A 17354-nucleotide genomic window follows, 5' to 3' on the forward strand; every position below is an offset into this window, starting at 1 on the left:
GGTATGCACAAACTGAATAACGAAGATTATTTACTTTTTGAAAAAGTAGAGTGTGAGAAATAAAAACATGTGGTTCCTTGGTGCTGATATCTACAATGGTGGGTAAGACATAAAATTGAATATTAACTCGATGTTCTGTATATAAGCTGTTCTATTTATATGACTAATGTTGCGAACACTTAAAATGGTTCGTGTTTATCGTTATTAACTAATAAGATGATTATGCGTATAAGAGTATTGATTTTAATGCTTCTGGTATGATAACTATTAATGTGTTCTATTGGTTTTTATTAATGGGTTTACGAGTTTTATACAAATTATTAATGGATAGGGTGTTCTATGGATGATAAAAAGGTAACTAAAGGGGTAACAGCGAAGAATAATAATGTGATTACTCAAAAAATAACACGTCATGTAGAGATTTTTTTACTTCTTTGGGTTAACGAGAGTGATGCAGCAGTAAAAATGTTTTCTGAGTCGGCTCAAACCAGAATGAAAAATATAAAGAAGGCATCATGGTTTGATGAGAAAGTGCATAAAGTACACTGCCCTCCAGTACAATCCATTCAGGAGATAAAAATCGTGGTATCTGCATGGATTAATAAATACGGAGGGAAAGAGAAAGCTCGAGTGAAAGAGGTCGGTATTTTTTCTCATGCTGCACTAGATGGACCAATATCCATTTACACCGCGAATATGCCATCAGTCCCTGATTGTAGTTGCCAAATGGCTATTACAGGAGGTTGGGATGATATTGACTTTAATTGGGTGAGGAAAGATGCCCTATGTGTTTTTTATGGTTGCAATTCAGGCCATAAGAATGGTTTCTCTCAAAAAATATCAGCACTGGAAAATTTTAAAGATGTAACAATATGGGGGCAATCGACATCCACTTTTCCGTCTTCTTATCCTGATAAAAGAAAAACAACTCTGGATCGAGCATCTAATCTAGTGTGGGATTTAGAACCCACATATATGGTTGGTGGGAATGATAATGAGGGATATTTGGCTATAATGTCACTCACAGGTATTGATATAAATCCTCTGAACTATTTCCTTAATGGAGAGTATAAAGGGACAGATCATCAAGGAGTGTTTAATGATCATAGAGAAAAAAACTAAATGCTTTTTACTGATGTTGATTTTATTGATAACAGGATGCGATGAATTTCTTGGGTATCAAGAACCTTCTTTTGTTGTTTATGGTGATGAATCAATCCTGAAAAATACCATAATCAATGTAAACATCATTATGAACAACCGGAATCACCCAGGTAATTTATTGTATAAAACACAGTCTTTATTATATAAAGGGGATATCTATCCAATTAATTTTAGACGAGTGGATGATATTGTTCATTATGTAATATTTTATTCTTATAATAATAAAATAAATACACTAAGTTTTGATGCTGCTATTCCAAGGATTAAATTGAAAACGAGAAATGCTCAAATAATAGTAGTGAAAAAGCGTAAGCAGGATGTTTATATTGAGTATTATGGTCAGGAAATTAGTGCAAATAATAGAATACCTCTTTTCGTTGGTCAAGTAGTCATTTCTCAAAATGAATATTTGGAAAATAATGCGATGTATAGATATGGTGAGCAGTTTTCTTTGAATCATTTTTACGGTTTATTTAAGAGCTGAAAATAAGAGTGTTTATTCTCGATAATCGTTTATCTGATTCTGTTAATGTAAGGAGGATACTGGGAAGTATCCTCCTTACATTAGGTTAAGATGCCAGCGACAGCTGGTGCTTCTCAATGTATTCAGCCAGCCACTGGGTCATGCGCGACTGCTGCTCAGCGTTCAGCCACATACCTTCTTTCGTGCGACGCCACAACGCATCTTCTGCACGACGAACCCATTCGTGATCGACCAGATATTTCAGCTCGGCTTCATAAAACTCATGGCCAAAGTCTTCACCTAACTCGGCAAGCGAGGTGGCTTCGCCGATGACCCATTCGGTGTTGCTGCCGTAGGTGCGAGAATAATGGCGCGCCAGCGACTCGGTCAGGAACGGGTAGCGACGGCGCAGTTTGGCCGCGTAGTCTTCGCGATCGCCGCCAATGTCACCGCCTGGCAGAATGCACTCTTTGGTCCACGCCGGGCCGATGCCCTGATAGTACGACGCCAGTTTTTCCATCGCATGTTCAGCCAGCTTACGATAGGTCGTCAGCTTACCGCCAAAGACCGACAGCAGCGGCGCTTTGCCGTTTTCGTCGTGGATATCCAGCGTGTAATCACGGGTGATCGCCTGCGGTGAGTCAGACTCGTCATCGCACAGCGGACGCACGCCCGAGTAAGTCCAGACGATATCATCACGGCCCAGCTGCTTCTTAAAGTGCGCGTTGTAAACCTTCAGCAGGTAATTGATCTCGCTTTCATCAATTTTCACCGCTTTCGGATCGCCTTTGTATTCAACGTCTGTCGTCCCGATGATCGAGAATTCGTCCATCCATGGGATAACAAACACAATGCGTTTATCTTCGTTTTGCAGAATATAAGCTTGCTTCTGGGTATGGACACGCGGCACCACGATGTGGCTGCCTTTAATCAGACGAATACCGTACGGCGATGGCAGGTGCATACCGTCGTCGAAGAACTCTTTCACCCACGGACCGGTGGCGTTGACTAGGCCACACGCCTGCCAGGTGTGTTTTTTGCCGGTATCGATATCTTCAGCTTCAACAATCCACAAACCGTTTTCACGGCGAGCAGAGGTGGCGCGAGTGCGGGTTAATACTTCTCCGCCTTTGCGTACGACCATTTGGGCGTTTGCCAAAACCAGTCGTGCATCGTCTACCCAGCAGTCAGAATATTCGAAACCGCGCACAATCTCAGGTTTCATTACAGAATCTGCGCCAAAACGCAAACCGGTAGAACTTGGCAAACTGGTGCGTTTGCCCAGATGATCGTACATAAACAAACCAATCCGGATCATCCACGCCGGACGCAGGTGCGGGCGGTGGGGCAGACGAAAGCGCATAGGGAAGGCGATGTGTGGTGCCATTTTCAACAGCACTTCACGTTCGGCCAGCGCTTCGCTCACCAGACGAAATTCGTAGTGTTCCAGGTAGCGCAGGCCACCGTGGATGAGTTTGGAGCTAGCGGAAGAGGTGGCGCAGGCTAAATCCTGCGCTTCCAGCATCAGCACGGATAAACCGCGTCCAGCGGCATCTGCCGCGATACCGGCACCGTTGATGCCTCCACCTATCACAATCAGATCTTTGGTTTCCATGCTGGCCTCTCGCACTTTCGTTATAGCTCATTAATGTTCGTTATCGAGCATGATAGCAAAGATTCGCGCCATTGGTAACATCGGATAAACAATTTACAGTGATACATATAACATTATGGCGTTTAACTGCCGTCGGGACGTACACTAAGAAGTAACATGTCCGAAAAGCGTCACCTGCCATATAAAGAAGAGAGAGCAATGGATCAGTTTGAATGTATTAATGTCGAAGAAGCGCATCAGAAGCTGCATCAGGGGAGCGCGGTGTTGGTGGATATCCGCGATCCGCAAAGCTATGCGATGGGTCATGCCCCGCAGGCGTTTCATCTGACGAACGACACGCTGGGGTCGTTTATGCGCGAGCATGATTTCGACACCGCCGTATTGGTGATGTGTTATCACGGCAACAGCAGTAAAGGTGCGGCGCAATATCTTCTTCAACAAGGCTATGACGCGGTTTACAGCGTTGATGGCGGCTTCGACGCCTGGCATCGACATTTTCCGGCAGAAGTGGCATACGGTTCGTAAGCTAACAAAGATGCAGCCTGAAACGGGCAGGATAGATATACTGTCCTCTTTTGTGTGGAATAAGCGACAGCAACCATGTTGATGATTACCTCTTTTGCTAACCCCCGCGTGGCGCAGGCATTCGTTGATTATATGGCGACACAGGGCGTTATCCTGACGATTCAACAACATCAGCAAACGGATGTCTGGCTGGCGGATGAGTCCCAGGCTCAGCGCGTGCACGCTGAACTGGTGCGGTTTCTGGAGAATCCGGGCGATCCGCGCTACCTCGCAGCAAGCTGGCAGTCGGGTCAGACCGACAGCGGTCTGCGCTACCAACGTTATCCGTTCCTGGCCACATTGCGCGAACGCGCAGGTCCGGTAACCTGGTTGGTGATGGCCGCGTGTGTGTTGGTGTTTATCGCGATGAACGTGCTGGGCGACCAGGCTGTGATGCTCTGGCTGGCATGGCCGTTTGACCCTTCGCTGAAATTTGAATTCTGGCGTTATTTCACCCACGCTTTTATGCACTTCTCGCTGATGCATATTCTGTTCAACCTGCTGTGGTGGTGGTATCTCGGCGGTGCGGTTGAAAAGCGTCTGGGCAGTGGAAAACTGATTGTTATTACCGTGATCAGCGCCCTGTTGAGCGGTTATGTTCAGCAGAAATTTAGCGGCCCGTGGTTTGGTGGATTGTCTGGCGTGGTATATGCGCTGATGGGCTACGTGTGGTTGCGCGGCGAGCGCGATCCGCAGAGCGGTATTTTCCTGCAGCGTGGTTTGATTATCTTTGCCTTGATCTGGATTGTTGCCGGCTGGTTTGATCTATTCGGCATGTCGATGGCGAATGGCGCTCATATCGCCGGGTTGGCCGTGGGTTTGGCAATGGCGTTTGCCGATACTATAAATGTACGAAAACGAACTTGATTCAAGTTTTGTGGTGCCGGAAGGCGGTGTGCGTTTGGACCAATTTGTAGGCCGGATAAGCGTCAGCGCATCCGGCAAAATTTCAGGGAACAATAATGAAGCAAACACAACGACATGACGCGATCATCGAGCTGGTAAAAAAACAGGGATACGTCAGTACTGAAGAGCTGGTGGAGCATTTCTCCGTCAGCCCGCAGACGATTCGCCGCGATCTTAACGATCTGGCCGATCAGAACATGATTTTGCGCCATCACGGCGGCGCGGCGTTGCCATCCAGCTCGGTTAACACCCCGTGGCATGACCGTAAAGCAACGCAGACGGCGGAAAAAGAGCGCATTGCCCGCAAAGTTGCCACGCAGATCCCGAACGGTTCTACGCTGTTTATTGATATCGGAACCACGCCGGAAGCGGTGGCTCACGCGCTGCTCAATCACAGCAATTTACGCATTGTGACCAACAACCTCAATGTGGCGAATACGCTGATGGCGAAAGAGGATTTCCGCATAATCCTCGCCGGTGGCGAACTGCGTAGCCGCGACGGCGGTATTATGGGCGAAGCGACCCTCGACTTTATTTCTCAGTTCCGTCTGGACTTCGGCATCTTAGGCATCAGCGGTATCGACAGCGATGGTTCGCTGCTGGAATTTGATTATCACGAAGTTCGCACCAAACGCGCGATCATTGAGAATTCACGTCATGTGATGCTGGTGGTGGACCACTCGAAGTTTGGGCGTAACGCGATGGTGAATATGGGCAGCATCAGCATGGTGGATGCGGTCTATACCGATACGCTGCCGCCTGCTGGTGTGATGCAGGTGATTGCTGACCATCATATTCAGTTAGAGCTGTGCTAAGGTAATTCCAGGCCTGATAAGCGTCGCGTATCAGGCATTAACTAAACGCCGTATCCCATCATTTTCAGCAGCTTCTGCGCATGTTGCACCGCATCCTGGCGGTGTGCGACGCCGAGCTTTTGGTACAAATTGCGGATGTGCGTCTTGATGGTCGTTGCCGCGACGGCCAGCTCTGCGGCGATCTGCTCGTTGCTGTAGCCCGAATAAATTAGTCCCAGAACCTGCCATTCGCGCTGGGTCAGCGGGCTGGTGCGGATAAGCTCCGGTACTTCCGGGTGAGTCAGCAGACGCTCAACGAACCCTTCATCAAAGTGGGCGAATTTATGGCGATGGTGCTGGTTAATTTCACGCAAAATGCGCTGGGCGCGGTGCTGATCGAGTTCCGGTAAGGTATTGAGCTGAATCAGCTGACGCAGTTGTTGCGCCATGGCCTCGCCTTCGATAACAAAGTGGCTGATAAACCCGGTGCGGTTCGCCAGCTGTAGGGCCTCGAGTAACACACGCTGGGCGTCATTTTTGCGCCCTGCCTGCCAGTAGAGCTGATTAAGCAGCAGCAGGTTACGGTTCAGATCGCTCATTAGGCGCAGATTGCGCGCATTTTCATTCAACTCTTCCAGCACAATTTCAGCCGGTTCAAACTCACCCAACAGGATTTGCGCGCGAGCGATGTTGCGCCACTGGCTTTGCAGGAAGTGGTTATTGGCGAATTCTGGTTTCGGCGTGTGGCGCAGCCAGTTGGCGGCAGAGTTTTTGTCGCTCACCATTTGCCAGTAAATCACCCGCACCTTATCGGCGTTGGAGATCCAGTCGCTGTGATAGTGACCGTTGCCCAGCAGGTTTTCCAGACGGTTGAGCAGGCTGCGAGCGTTATCAAGATCGCCCCGCGCAAGTGAACACTGAACCAGCAGCGCCAGACACTGTAGCTGTTGCTGCGGCTGGAAAGTGGAAAGCAGTTCAATACCGCTACGGGCAGAGGCTTCTGATTCATCCAGACGCGCCCATGCCCACAGTAGCTGCGCACGAATGCGCACCAGGAACTCGTGCATTGGCAGCTGTTCCAGGTGCTGCTCTTTGATCAGCTGGAACGCTTTTTCCTGAGTCTCCCAGGCGGCCTGTAAAAAGCCTTGGGCAAACAAAATTTCGCTTTGCTGGATAAGGCTCCACAGTGCGTAATGCCAGACGTCATGATGACGTGCCATTTGCTCGGTTTGCTGCATTAACGCCAGAGAGCGCGTGAGATCGCCCTTACAGTGCAGGACTTCGCCGTGCACCGAGGTGGCGACGATACGACTATAGAACCAGGCGATGGGTAATTCATCCAGCGCCAGTTTTGCCAGGCGTTCGGCTTCGTCAGGGTTGCCATCGTTAATCGCTACCTGCGCCCGTAAAGCGTTGAATTCGGCGTGCAGCGTTGGCTCCATGTCGCCTTTTATTTCCTGCTCTGCGCGCGCCAGCAGGGTGTTAACCTCTCCGTAGCGGTGCTGGCTCTGCATCAGCCAGGCCTGTAGCAGAACCAGACGCGGATTTTCCAGCAGACTTTCCCACGGCAGGGCTTTCAGCGACTCTTCCAGTAACGTCAGCTCGCTGTGGTTAAACAGTCCCCACGCATGATTAAGCAGGATATCGCGCAGCATATGGGCGTCACCGGCCGCCAGCGCGTGGTGGATAGCTTCGCTGGGGAAGCCTTGCGCCATCCAGCTTTCGGCGGCGGCGCGGTGTATTTCGGGCAGTTCGTTCGCCAACTCCCATTGGCAGCGCTGGCGTAAAAAGCTGCCAAACAGCGGGTGATAGCTGAACCACTCGCCAACGTCATCCATCCGCTGCAGGAATAACCCCTGGCGCTCAATTTCTTCCAGCCGCATCTGGCCATTTTCTTCCCCGGTAACCCGGACGATCAGCGCATCGTTCATGGAACGCAGAATGGCGCTTTTCAGCAGGAAGTGACGGGTGCCGAGGTCGACGCTGTCCAGCACTTCATCAACCAGATAATCGGACAAATGGCTGGCGTTGATCCCCGCGAGACGGCGTGCGGACTGGTGCGCAGAATGGTTGTTCTGGCGGGCGGAGAGGGCGATCAGCTGTAACGCTGTGGCCCAGCCAGCAACGTCATCGCACATCCGGCTGCTTTCTGCCGCTTCAATGGGAGAGGACAAACGTCGGTCGAAAAATTGTTTGGCTTCCTGATGGTTAAAGGCCAGCTGTTGGCTGCCTATTTCCAGCAGTTGATCGCGCACCCGCAGATTGGCAATACCCAACTGCGGCAGGTTGCGCGACAGTACGACCAGCGTGAGGTTTTCAGGCTGGTGACGCAGGAAGAAACGCATCGCTTCGTGAATAGCCGGATTGGAGATCAGATGATAATCATCCACCACCAGGTAGAGCGGACGGTGCCACTCGGCCAGTTCGATAAATAGCTGGGCAAACAGTGACGTCAGACTGGCGTACTGGCGCTTTTGCACCATCGCTTCGCTGGTGGTGCAATGTCCACCCGTTGCCTGTTGGATGGCGGCGATCAGATAGCTGGCAAAGCGCTCTTGTTGATTATCGCCTTCATCCAGAGAGTACCAACCTAAGTCGTTCTTCCCCGCCGCCCATTGTGAAACCAGCGTTGTTTTTCCATAACCAGCAGGACTTGTTATCAGGGCAAGCCTGAAATTGTTCACGCCGGAAAGTTTAGCCAACAGGCGCTCACGAACCACCGTATGGTCGAGTCGAACCGGACGACTTAATTTAGACGGAATCAACATAAGTTAGTCACTTCACTGTGTGAAAATAGGGAAGAATGATTTTTTTTGCGCTTCGTAATTAATAGATATAAGGTCGGCCAGATTGGTGTTTTATGCAAGCTAAGCGGACTTTTTGTGTGTCTGATTTTGCACTATGTCACAAATCTATACATCTATTGCAATAATTGTTTTAAAGAGTCGCAACAGGCGTGGCGACTGGATCCGTTGTAATTTTTAATGTGTCGAAAAATCCCTCTGTTTTTATATGGTTACCCGGGCGGCTAATCAAAATCGACGAATTTTGTGGCCGACTTAAAATTTTTATGTGAATTATCTTACCCGGCATAGATATTTCAGGTTAGAAACTATTTCTCTATTTACATTTTGTTTCTCATCGTCACTCCACTATTTGAGATTGTCGATTAATCCTTTGTTATTAATGCGTCATCCAATGGGCGTTATGCACGGTTTGCGCGAATTTACGGGTGATTACGCCCCCTTTAAGTGGCGGTGATCACACTTTTATGCTCATCCCCGCTCCTCCTCCCTCCCTAATCCGTGCCAGGATGAGGAATGTCAACAACGAGCCAGGCAAACTAGCGATAACGTTGTTTTATTACCTAAGGATCTGGAACCCCTATGTCACAGCCTACTTTCAACAAAGATCAATTTCAGGCTGCCCTGACGCGTCAGTGGCAGCGCTTCGGTTTACTGTCGGCTCAAGAAATGACGTCGCGCCAGTGGTGGCAGGCAGTGAGTGGGGCGTTGGCTGAGTTACTCAGCGCCCAGCCTGCGGCGAAACCGGCAAAAAATCAGCGTCACGTTAACTACATCTCGATGGAGTTTTTGATTGGCCGTCTGACCGGCAATAACTTACTCAACCTCGGCTGGTATCAGGAGGTGAGCGATGAGCTGAAAGCACATGACGTCAACCTGACCGACCTGCTGGAAGAAGAGACCGATCCGGCGTTGGGTAACGGTGGATTGGGACGCCTGGCAGCCTGCTTCCTCGATTCGATGGCGACTGTCGGCCAGTCGGCGACGGGGTATGGCCTCAACTACCAGTACGGCCTGTTCCGTCAGTCCTTTGCCGATGGGCAACAGATGGAAGCCCCGGATGACTGGCATCGTGGCAGCTACCCGTGGTTCCGTCACAACGAGGCGCTGGATGTGCAGGTTGGGATTGGCGGCAAGGTCAGCAAAGAAGGCCACTGGGAGCCAGGTTTTACCATCACCGGTCAGGCCTGGGATCTGCCAGTTCTCGGCTACCGTAACGGCGTAGCGCAACCGCTGCGTCTGTGGCAGGCCAGCCACGCGCATCCGTTTAACCTGACCAAATTTAACGACGGTGATTTCCTGCGCGCAGAGCAGCAGGGCATCGACGCCGAAAAACTGACGAAAGTGCTGTACCCGAACGATAACCACACCGCGGGTAAAAAGCTGCGCCTGATGCAGCAGTACTTCCAGTGTGCCTGTTCCGTAGCTGACATTCTGCGCCGCCATCATCTGGCAGGGCGTAAACTGCATGAGCTGGCTGATTTTGAAGTTATTCAGCTCAACGATACTCACCCGACCATTGCCATTCCTGAGCTGCTGCGCGTGCTGATTGATGAGCACCAGATGAGCTGGGACGATGCGTGGGCCATTACCAGCAAAACCTTTGCTTACACCAACCACACCCTTATGCCAGAGGCGCTGGAGTGCTGGGACGAGAAGCTTGTGAAAGCGCTACTGCCGCGCCATATGCAAATCATCAAAGAGATTAACGAGCGCTTTAAGGCGTTGGTCGATAAAACCTGGCCGGGTGATGCTGAAGTCTGGGCGAAGCTGGCGGTGGTGCACAACAAACAGGTGCGCATGGCTAACATGTGCGTGGTCAGCGGCTTTGCGGTTAACGGTGTGGCGGCGCTGCACTCCGATCTGGTGGTGAAAGATCTGTTCCCTGAATATCACCAGCTCTGGCCGAACAAATTCCATAACGTCACCAATGGGATTACCCCACGTCGCTGGATTAAGCAGTGCAACCCGGCGCTTGCCGCACTGCTGGATAAAACGCTGAAAAAAGAGTGGGCCAACGACCTCGACCAGTTGATTAACCTGGAAAAATACGCCGACGACGCGAAGTTCCGTCAGCAGTATCGCGACATCAAGCTGGCGAACAAAGAGCGCCTGGTGAAGTTTATTAAAGCGCGTACCGGTATTGAAATAACGACTAACGCTATCTTTGATATTCAGATTAAACGTCTGCATGAGTACAAGCGTCAGCACCTCAACCTGCTGCATATTCTGGCGTTGTACAAAGAAATCCGTGAGAACCCGCAGGCAGATCGCGTGCCGCGCGTATTCCTGTTTGGCGCAAAAGCTGCTCCAGGTTACTACCTGGCGAAAAATATCATCTTCGCCATTAACCAGGTTGCACAAACTATCAATAACGACCCGCAAGTGGGCGACAAGCTGAAGGTCGTCTTCCTGCCGGATTATTGTGTCTCGGCGGCGGAAATGCTGATCCCGGCGGCGGATATCTCTGAGCAGATTTCAACCGCAGGGAAAGAGGCTTCCGGCACCGGTAACATGAAGCTGGCGCTGAACGGTGCGTTAACCGTTGGTACGCTGGATGGCGCAAACGTCGAAATCGCCGAGAAGGTGGGTGACGAGAATATCTTTATCTTCGGTCATACCGTGGAAGAGGTGAAGGTGCTCAAAGCCAAAGGCTACGACCCGGTGAAATGGCGTAAAAAAGACAAAGTGCTGGATGCTGTCCTGAAAGAGCTGGAAAGCGGGAAATACAGCGACGGCGACAAGCATGCCTTTGACCAGATGCTGCACAGTATCGGCAAGCAGGGCGGCGACCCGTATCTGGTGATGGCGGACTTCGCGGCCTACGTTGAAGCTCAGAAGCAGGTTGACGTGTTGTATCGTGACCAGGAAGCCTGGACCCGGGCGGCGATTCTGAATACCGCACGTTGCGGCATGTTCAGCTCGGATCGCTCCATCCGCGATTATCAGGCTCGTATCTGGCAGGCGAAACGTTAAGGAATCGCGATGGAAAGCAAACGTCTGGATAATGCCGCGCTGGCGGCGGGGATCAGCCCCAATTACATTAATGCCCACGGTAAACCGCAGTCTATTGGTGCCGAAACCAAACGGCGTTTGCTTGACGCCATGCATCGCACCACCGCTGCCACTCAGGTGGCGGTAACTCCGGTGCCGAATGTCATGGTCTACACCGCTGGCAAGAAAATGCCGCTGGCGGTTGAGGGAAGCGGAGAGTTTAACTGGCTGCTGACCACCGAAGAGGGCGTGCAGCACAAAGGGCATGCCGTCGGCGGTAAATCTTTCACTCTTCCGGCGAAGCTGCCGGAGGGGTATCACACGTTGACCCTGACCCAGGGCGAGCTGCGTACCCATTGTCGTATCATCGTGGCGCCAAAGCGCTGCTATGAACCGCAGGCGCTGTTAGCCGGGCAGAAGCTGTGGGGCGCATGCGTTCAGCTCTACACCCTGCGATCAGAAAAGAATTGGGGGATTGGCGACTTTGGCGATCTCCGCGCCATGCTGGTCGATGTGGCGCAACGCGGCGGCGCGTTTATCGGGCTTAATCCTATTCACGCGCTGTATCCGGCTAACCCGGAGAGCGCCAGCCCGTACAGCCCGTCTTCACGCCGCTGGTTGAACGTGATTTATATTGATGTGAACGCCGTAGACGATTTCCGCCTGAGTAAAGAGGCGCAGGCGTGGTGGCAGAAACCCGCGACTCAGCAAGCTCTGCAACGTGCGCGCGATGCCGAGTGGGTTGATTATTCTGCCGTTACTGCACTGAAGATGACGGCGCTACGTATGGCGTGGAAAAGCTTCTCCGTACGTGATGATGAGCAGATGGCGGCATTTCGCCAGTTTGTGTCTCAGGAAGGGGACAGCCTCTACTGGCAGTCAGCCTTTGATGCGCTGCATGCGCATCAGGTCAAAGAGGACGCATTACGCTGGGGATGGCCGGTGTGGCCGGAAGCTTTCCAGTCAGTGGACTCGCCAGAGGTAAAACGCTTCTGCGAAGAACATCGTGACGATGTGGATTTCTACCTGTGGTTACAGTGGCTGGCGTATACCCAGTTTGCTGACTGCTGGAAAACCAGCCAGAGTTTTGCGATGCCGATTGGACTGTATCGCGATCTGGCGGTTGGCGTGGCCGAAGGTGGGGCGGAAACCTGGTGCGACCGCGAGCTGTATTGCCTGAAAGCCTCGGTTGGTGCGCCGCCGGATATTCTCGGTCCGCTCGGACAAAACTGGGGGCTGCCGCCGATGGATCCGCACATCATCACGGCACGCGCCTACGAACCGTTTATCGAACTGCTGCGCGCCAATATGCAGAACTGCGGTGCGCTGCGTATCGACCATGTTATGTCGATGCTGCGTCTGTGGTGGATCCCCTACGGTGAAACTGCCGATCACGGCGCTTACGTGCACTATCCGGTCGATGACCTGCTTTCAATTCTGGCGCTGGAGAGTAAACGTCATCACTGCATGGTAATTGGTGAGGATCTGGGTACTGTGCCGGTGGAGATCGTCAGCAAGCTGCGCGACAGCGGCGTGTACTCCTACAAAGTGCTTTATTTCGAGAATGACCATGAGAAAAACTTCCGTACGCCGAAAGCGTACCCGGAACAATCAATGGCAGTCGCGGCGACGCATGACCTTCCTACGCTTAAAGGTTATTGGGATAGCGGCGATTTGACGCTGGGTAAAGCTCTGGGCCTGTATCCGGATGAAGTCGTGCTGCGCGGGTTGTATCAGGACCGAGAACTTGCGAAACAGGGGCTGCTGGACGCGCTGCACAAATACGGCTGCCTGCCAAAACGTGCCGGTCACAAGGCATCCCTGATGTCGATGACGCCGATTCTTAATCGCGGCATGCAACGCTACATCGCTGACAGCAACAGTGCGCTGCTGGGCCTACAACCGGAAGACTGGCTGGATATGGCTGAACCGGTCAACATTCCGGGGACCAGCGACCAGTACAAAAACTGGCGGCGTAAGCTCACCGCCACGCTGGAGCAGATGTTTGCCGATGAGAGAGTGAATAAGCTGATTAAGGATTTGGATAAGCGGCGAAAAGCGGCCGCGAAGAAGAAGTAAAAAGCCGGGGATTTCCCCGGCTTTTTTATGGTGATAGTTCGTAGCACGTAGGCCCGATAAGCGCAGCGCCATCAGGCAATTCTGACGCACATTGCCGGATGGCGGCTTTACCTTATCCGGCCTATAAACTGTCTCGATTAAACCACCATACCCAGCAGCAGACACCCTACCAGACCGCAGACGGAGATAATGGTTTCCAGCATTGACCATGACTTGATGGTTTCACCGATGGTTAGGTTGAAGTACTCCTTGAACAGCCAGAAGCCTGGATCGTTCACGTGGGAGAAGATGACAGAACCGGAACCAACCGCAATAACCATCAGCTCAGGGCTTACGCCGGTTGTTGCAATCAGCGGCGCCACTATCCCACCAGCGGTGATCGCTGCAACGGTTGCGGAACCCAATGCGATACGCAGTACTGCAGCGATAGACCATGCCATCAGCAGCGGAGACACGTTAGAGCCATGCATCATTGAAGCGATGTATTTGTCCACGCCGCTATCAACCAGGACCTGTTTGAAGGCACCGCCGCCGCCGATGATCAACAGCATCATCGCAATGATTTTGATTGAAGACACCAGCGTGTCGTTAATCTGATCCATCGAACGTCCGCGGTTCAGACCAAACGTGAACATCGCAATCAGCACTGCAATCAGCGTTGCCATGACCGGGTCACCGAGGAATTCTGCAACCGTCAGGAAAGCATGACCTTTCGGCAGAATCATCTCCGCCACGGCGCGCATTGCCATCAGAATAACCGGGACCAGAGAGGTCCAGACGCTGACGCCAAAGCCTGGCATCTCTTCTTCAGTGAAGGTTTTTGCGCTGTACAGACCTTCCGGGATTGGCTTATCAATGCCTTTCAGGAAACGTGCGTATACCGGACCGGCGAGAATAACGGTCGGGATTGCCAGAATCGTACCAAACAGCAGGGTTTTACCCATATCTGCGTGGAAAATGGTGGCAATAGCGGTTGGACCCGGGTGCGGTGGCAGGAAGCCGTGCGTTACGGACAGTGCCGCAGCCATTGGCACGCCAACGTACAGCAGCGGGATATTGGCAGCAGCGGCAATGGTGAACACCAGCGGCAGCATCAGTACGAAACCAACTTCGTAGAACAGGGCAAAACCAACGGTGAAGCCGGTTAATACCACCGCCCATTGAATATGTTTTTTGCCGAATTTAGCAATCAGGGTGGTTGCGATGCGCTGTGCGCCGCCGCAGTCCGCCAGCATTTTGCCCAGCATGGCGCCAAAACCCATAATCAGGGCGAGGCTGCCAAGGGTTCCGCCGACGCCGGCTTTAATTGAACCGATGACTTTATCCAGTGGCATCCCTTGCATCAATCCGACAGCAAGCGCCACCAGGACGAGAGCGATGAAACCGTTCATTTTGAAACGGATCATCAGGAGGAGTAACAAGATTACACCGATAGCAACGATGACTAATGGCATGATTTACCTGGCCTTAACTTTGTTATGGGTAACGTCAGTGTTTAGATGACAAATTCCGATTGTCCCGACCGGGAACAGAGTATTCTCAGCACCAATGCTGGTTGCCTGCAAAACTAATCAGTTTAGCTGGCTATTATGTGTGTGTTAGGTGCTGATACGAATGATACGGGTAACATGTGGCGCTTGAAAATCACCTGGGCAGGCAAAATTTAAATTATGAGAGGCTGGTCAAATTATGCAGGGGATTATTACAGGGTACGTGCAGAGAAATGTAAGGGCGTAGGCCGGATAAAGCGTTTACGCTGCCATCCGGCATCGATGCCCGGTGGCGACGCGGATGCGTCTTACCGGGCCTACAAGTCTGGTCGTTAGTAGTAAGAGTGCTCGCCGCGCTGGTGTTCGGTTAAATCGCGAACGCCTTTCAGTTCAGGGAATTCAGCCAGCAGCTGCTTCTCGATACCTTCTTTCAGCGTCACATCGACCATTGAACAGCCGTTACAGCCGCCGCCAAACTGCAGAATGGCGTAGCCTTCATCGGTGATTTCCATCAGAGATACGCGACCACCGTGACCAGCCAACTGTGGGTTGATCTGCGATTGCAGCATGTACTCCACGCGTTCCATCAGCGGCGCATCATCGGCAACTTTACGCATTTTGGCGTTTGGTGCTTTCAGGGTCAGCTGGGAGCCTAACTGGTCGGTAACGAAATCGATTTCTGCATCTTCCAGATACGGTGCGCTCAGTTCATCAACATATGCGGTCAGCAGGTCAAATTTAATGGCGGTGTCGGTTGCTTCCACGGCGTCCGGCGGACAATAAGAAACGCCGCATTCAGCGTTAGGCGTGCCGGGATTAATCACAAATACGCGGATTTGTGTCCCTTCTTCCTGATTTGCCAGCAGTTTGGCAAAGTGCGCTTGTGCAGCATCGGAAATATGGATCATAGTAATGGCCTAATAGTTGACTATTTTACTTGGTTATAATACGCCCATCATCGAGGCTCTACAAGGTTCGACACAGGCACCATACCTGGACAGTCGCCGCGCCGTTGCGTAAAAGCAGCTGCGCGATTTCCGCGACGGTACTTCCGGTAGTGACGACATCATCCACAATAACCATATGGAGTCCCTGCACCGGCAATTCAAGGCGAAAGGCATTTTTCAGGTTACGTTTACGTAATCGGGCGCTGAGATGGTGCTGCGTGGCGGTTGCCCGAACCCGCGAGACGGTCTGGCTGTCCCAGTCGCAACCCAGCCAGCGTGCAAGCGGACGGCACAGTAAATCGCTCTGATTAAACCCTCTGCGCCAGTGTCGACGTTGCCAGAGCGGGACGCTGACCAGCCTGTCCGGCAGAGGAAGGGCGCTGACGCGCCGGGCCTGTAGTACCTCCAGCAACAGCAAACGCGAAAGAGCGGAGGCTGTTTCGCTGCGTCGCGAAAACTTGAGCTGGTGGATAAGCCCGCTCAACGGCGGAACATAGTCGCTGACGGTGACCAGCCGCTGCCACGGCGGCGGTTTTTGCAGGCAGCGCCCACAGGGAATGACGGTATGAGCGGCAGGGAGTCCACATTGGGGGCATAGGCTGGCGTGTTGGCGCGTTGCCCGCGTACAGACTGAGCAGATCCCCCAATGCCCTAACGTCAGGGGCATTCGGCATAGCCAGCACAATCCCGGTACTGTTAGCATAGATGCATCCTTTCAGGCTAAAAGAGAACAATAACTGATGAATGACATCTGGTGGCAGACCCAGGGTTCGGGAAATTGCCATCTTGTGCTGCTGCACGGATGGGGACTGAATGCGCAAGTGTGGCATTGCATAAGCGAGGAACTGGGTTCGCATTTTACGCTGCATCTTGTCGACTTACCGGGATTTGGTCGTAGCCAGGGTTTCGGTGCAATGTCGCTGGAAGAGATGGCTGAGCGGGTATTGAAACAGGCACCGGAGAAAGCTATCTGGCTCGGCTGGAGTCTGGGCGGGCTGGTCGCGAGTCAGGTAGCCTTAACGCATCCTGAGCGTGTTCAGGCGCTGGTGACCGTCGCGTCTTCCCCTTGCTTTAGCGCGCGGGATGAGTGGCCGGGTATCAAGCCAGAGGTGCTGGCAGGCTTCCAGCAGCAGCTGAGCGAAGATTTCCAGCGTACAGTGGAGCGTTTTCTGGCATTGCAAACGATAGGTACGGAAACCGCGCGTCAGGATGCGCGAGCGTTGAAGAAAACGGTGCTTGCTTTACCCATGCCGGAAGTCGAGGTGCTTAATGGCGGGCTGGAGATCCTGAAAACAGTTGATCTGCGTGAACCGCTGTGCGCGGTGGAAATGCCTTTCCTGCGGTTGTACGGCTATCTTGATGGCCTGGTGCCGCGCAAAGTCGTCCCGATGTTGGATGCCCTGTGGCCGCAGAGTGAGTCGTTGGTGTTTGCTAAGGCGGCGCATGCGCCGTTTATCTCGCATCCGGCGGAGTTCTGCTCAGCGCTGGTGGCGTTAAAACACCAGCTATAGCCCCTGTTGATTTGCCCGGTAGC

13 protein-coding genes are annotated in these 17354 nt (G+C 52.2%); 8 read left to right on the top strand and 5 right to left on the bottom strand.

The annotated features are described in order from the left end of the window. The first annotated feature begins 339 nt into the window (after window positions 1-339). Window positions 340-1122, top strand: coding sequence for a hypothetical protein (locus G4551_RS01430; RefSeq protein ID WP_003837870.1), 783 nt, complete (start codon window positions 340-342; stop codon window positions 1120-1122). Further along, entirely contained in the window at window positions 1100-1648 is a 549-nt protein-coding gene (locus tag G4551_RS01435; protein ID WP_003837872.1) for a hypothetical protein, read from the top strand. Before G4551_RS01430 ends, G4551_RS01435 begins: the two co-directional genes overlap by 23 nt. A gap of 85 nt (window positions 1649-1733) precedes the next feature. On the opposite strand, the gene glpD is transcribed toward G4551_RS01435, so the two are convergent. Beyond that, window positions 1734-3242, bottom strand: coding sequence for a glycerol-3-phosphate dehydrogenase (gene glpD, locus G4551_RS01440; protein ID WP_003837873.1), 1509 nt, complete (start codon window positions 3240-3242; stop codon window positions 1734-1736). A gap of 198 nt (window positions 3243-3440) precedes the next feature. Here glpD and glpE point away from each other — a divergent pair, with 198 nt between their 5' ends. The 3 genes from glpE (at window position 3441) to G4551_RS01455 (ending at window position 5527) form a co-directional block, all read left to right on the top strand. After that, entirely contained in the window at window positions 3441-3767 is a 327-nt protein-coding gene (gene glpE, locus G4551_RS01445; protein ID WP_003827629.1) for a thiosulfate sulfurtransferase GlpE, read from the top strand. A gap of 75 nt (window positions 3768-3842) precedes the next feature. Continuing rightward, window positions 3843-4673: a rhomboid family intramembrane serine protease GlpG gene (gene glpG / locus G4551_RS01450; RefSeq protein ID WP_003023496.1), complete on the top strand. Its 831-nt coding sequence runs from the start codon at window positions 3843-3845 to the stop codon at window positions 4671-4673. Between the two features lie 95 nt (window positions 4674-4768). After that, entirely contained in the window at window positions 4769-5527 is a 759-nt protein-coding gene (locus G4551_RS01455; RefSeq protein WP_003023499.1) for a DeoR/GlpR family transcriptional regulator, read from the top strand. Window positions 5528-5568: 41 nt separating this feature from the next. Here G4551_RS01455 and malT read toward each other — a convergent pair whose 3' ends face one another. Next, complete coding sequence (malT, locus tag G4551_RS01460; RefSeq protein WP_003837876.1) at window positions 5569-8274, bottom strand: HTH-type transcriptional regulator MalT; 2706 nt, start codon at window positions 8272-8274, stop codon at window positions 5569-5571. Between the two features lie 618 nt (window positions 8275-8892). On the opposite strand from malT, the gene malP reads away from it, so the two are divergent. Next, entirely contained in the window at window positions 8893-11286 is a 2394-nt protein-coding gene (gene malP, locus G4551_RS01465; protein ID WP_003837878.1) for a maltodextrin phosphorylase, read from the top strand. Between the two features lie 9 nt (window positions 11287-11295). Next, complete coding sequence (gene malQ / locus G4551_RS01470; RefSeq protein WP_003837880.1) at window positions 11296-13383, top strand: 4-alpha-glucanotransferase; 2088 nt, start codon at window positions 11296-11298, stop codon at window positions 13381-13383. A 137-nt stretch (window positions 13384-13520) separates the two neighbouring features. Here the strand turns inward: malQ and gntT are convergent, their stop codons facing one another. The 3 genes from gntT to gntX form a co-directional block, all read right to left on the bottom strand. Next, on the bottom strand, window positions 13521-14837 hold the full coding sequence (gene gntT, locus G4551_RS01475) for a gluconate transporter (RefSeq protein WP_003023507.1): 1317 nt from the start codon (window positions 14835-14837) through the stop codon (window positions 13521-13523). Between the two features lie 368 nt (window positions 14838-15205). Further along, window positions 15206-15781 (bottom strand): Fe-S biogenesis protein NfuA, encoded by a 576-nt coding sequence (nfuA, locus tag G4551_RS01480; protein ID WP_003023509.1) that lies wholly within the window; start codon window positions 15779-15781, stop codon window positions 15206-15208. Between the two features lie 58 nt (window positions 15782-15839). Further along, entirely contained in the window at window positions 15840-16523 is a 684-nt protein-coding gene (gene gntX / locus G4551_RS01485; protein WP_003023511.1) for a DNA utilization protein GntX, read from the bottom strand. 37 nt (window positions 16524-16560) lie between these two features. On the opposite strand from gntX, the gene bioH reads away from it, so the two are divergent. Next, window positions 16561-17331 carry a pimeloyl-ACP methyl ester esterase BioH gene (bioH, locus tag G4551_RS01490; protein ID WP_003837884.1) on the top strand — a complete coding sequence of 257 codons (771 nt, stop codon included), beginning with the start codon at window positions 16561-16563 and terminating at the stop codon, window positions 17329-17331. Window positions 17332-17354: the final 23 nt, after the last annotated feature.

This window comes from Citrobacter freundii ATCC 8090 = MTCC 1658 = NBRC 12681, from assembly GCF_011064845.1.
In the GTDB taxonomy this organism is placed as follows: Bacteria; Pseudomonadota; Gammaproteobacteria; order Enterobacterales; family Enterobacteriaceae; genus Citrobacter; species Citrobacter freundii.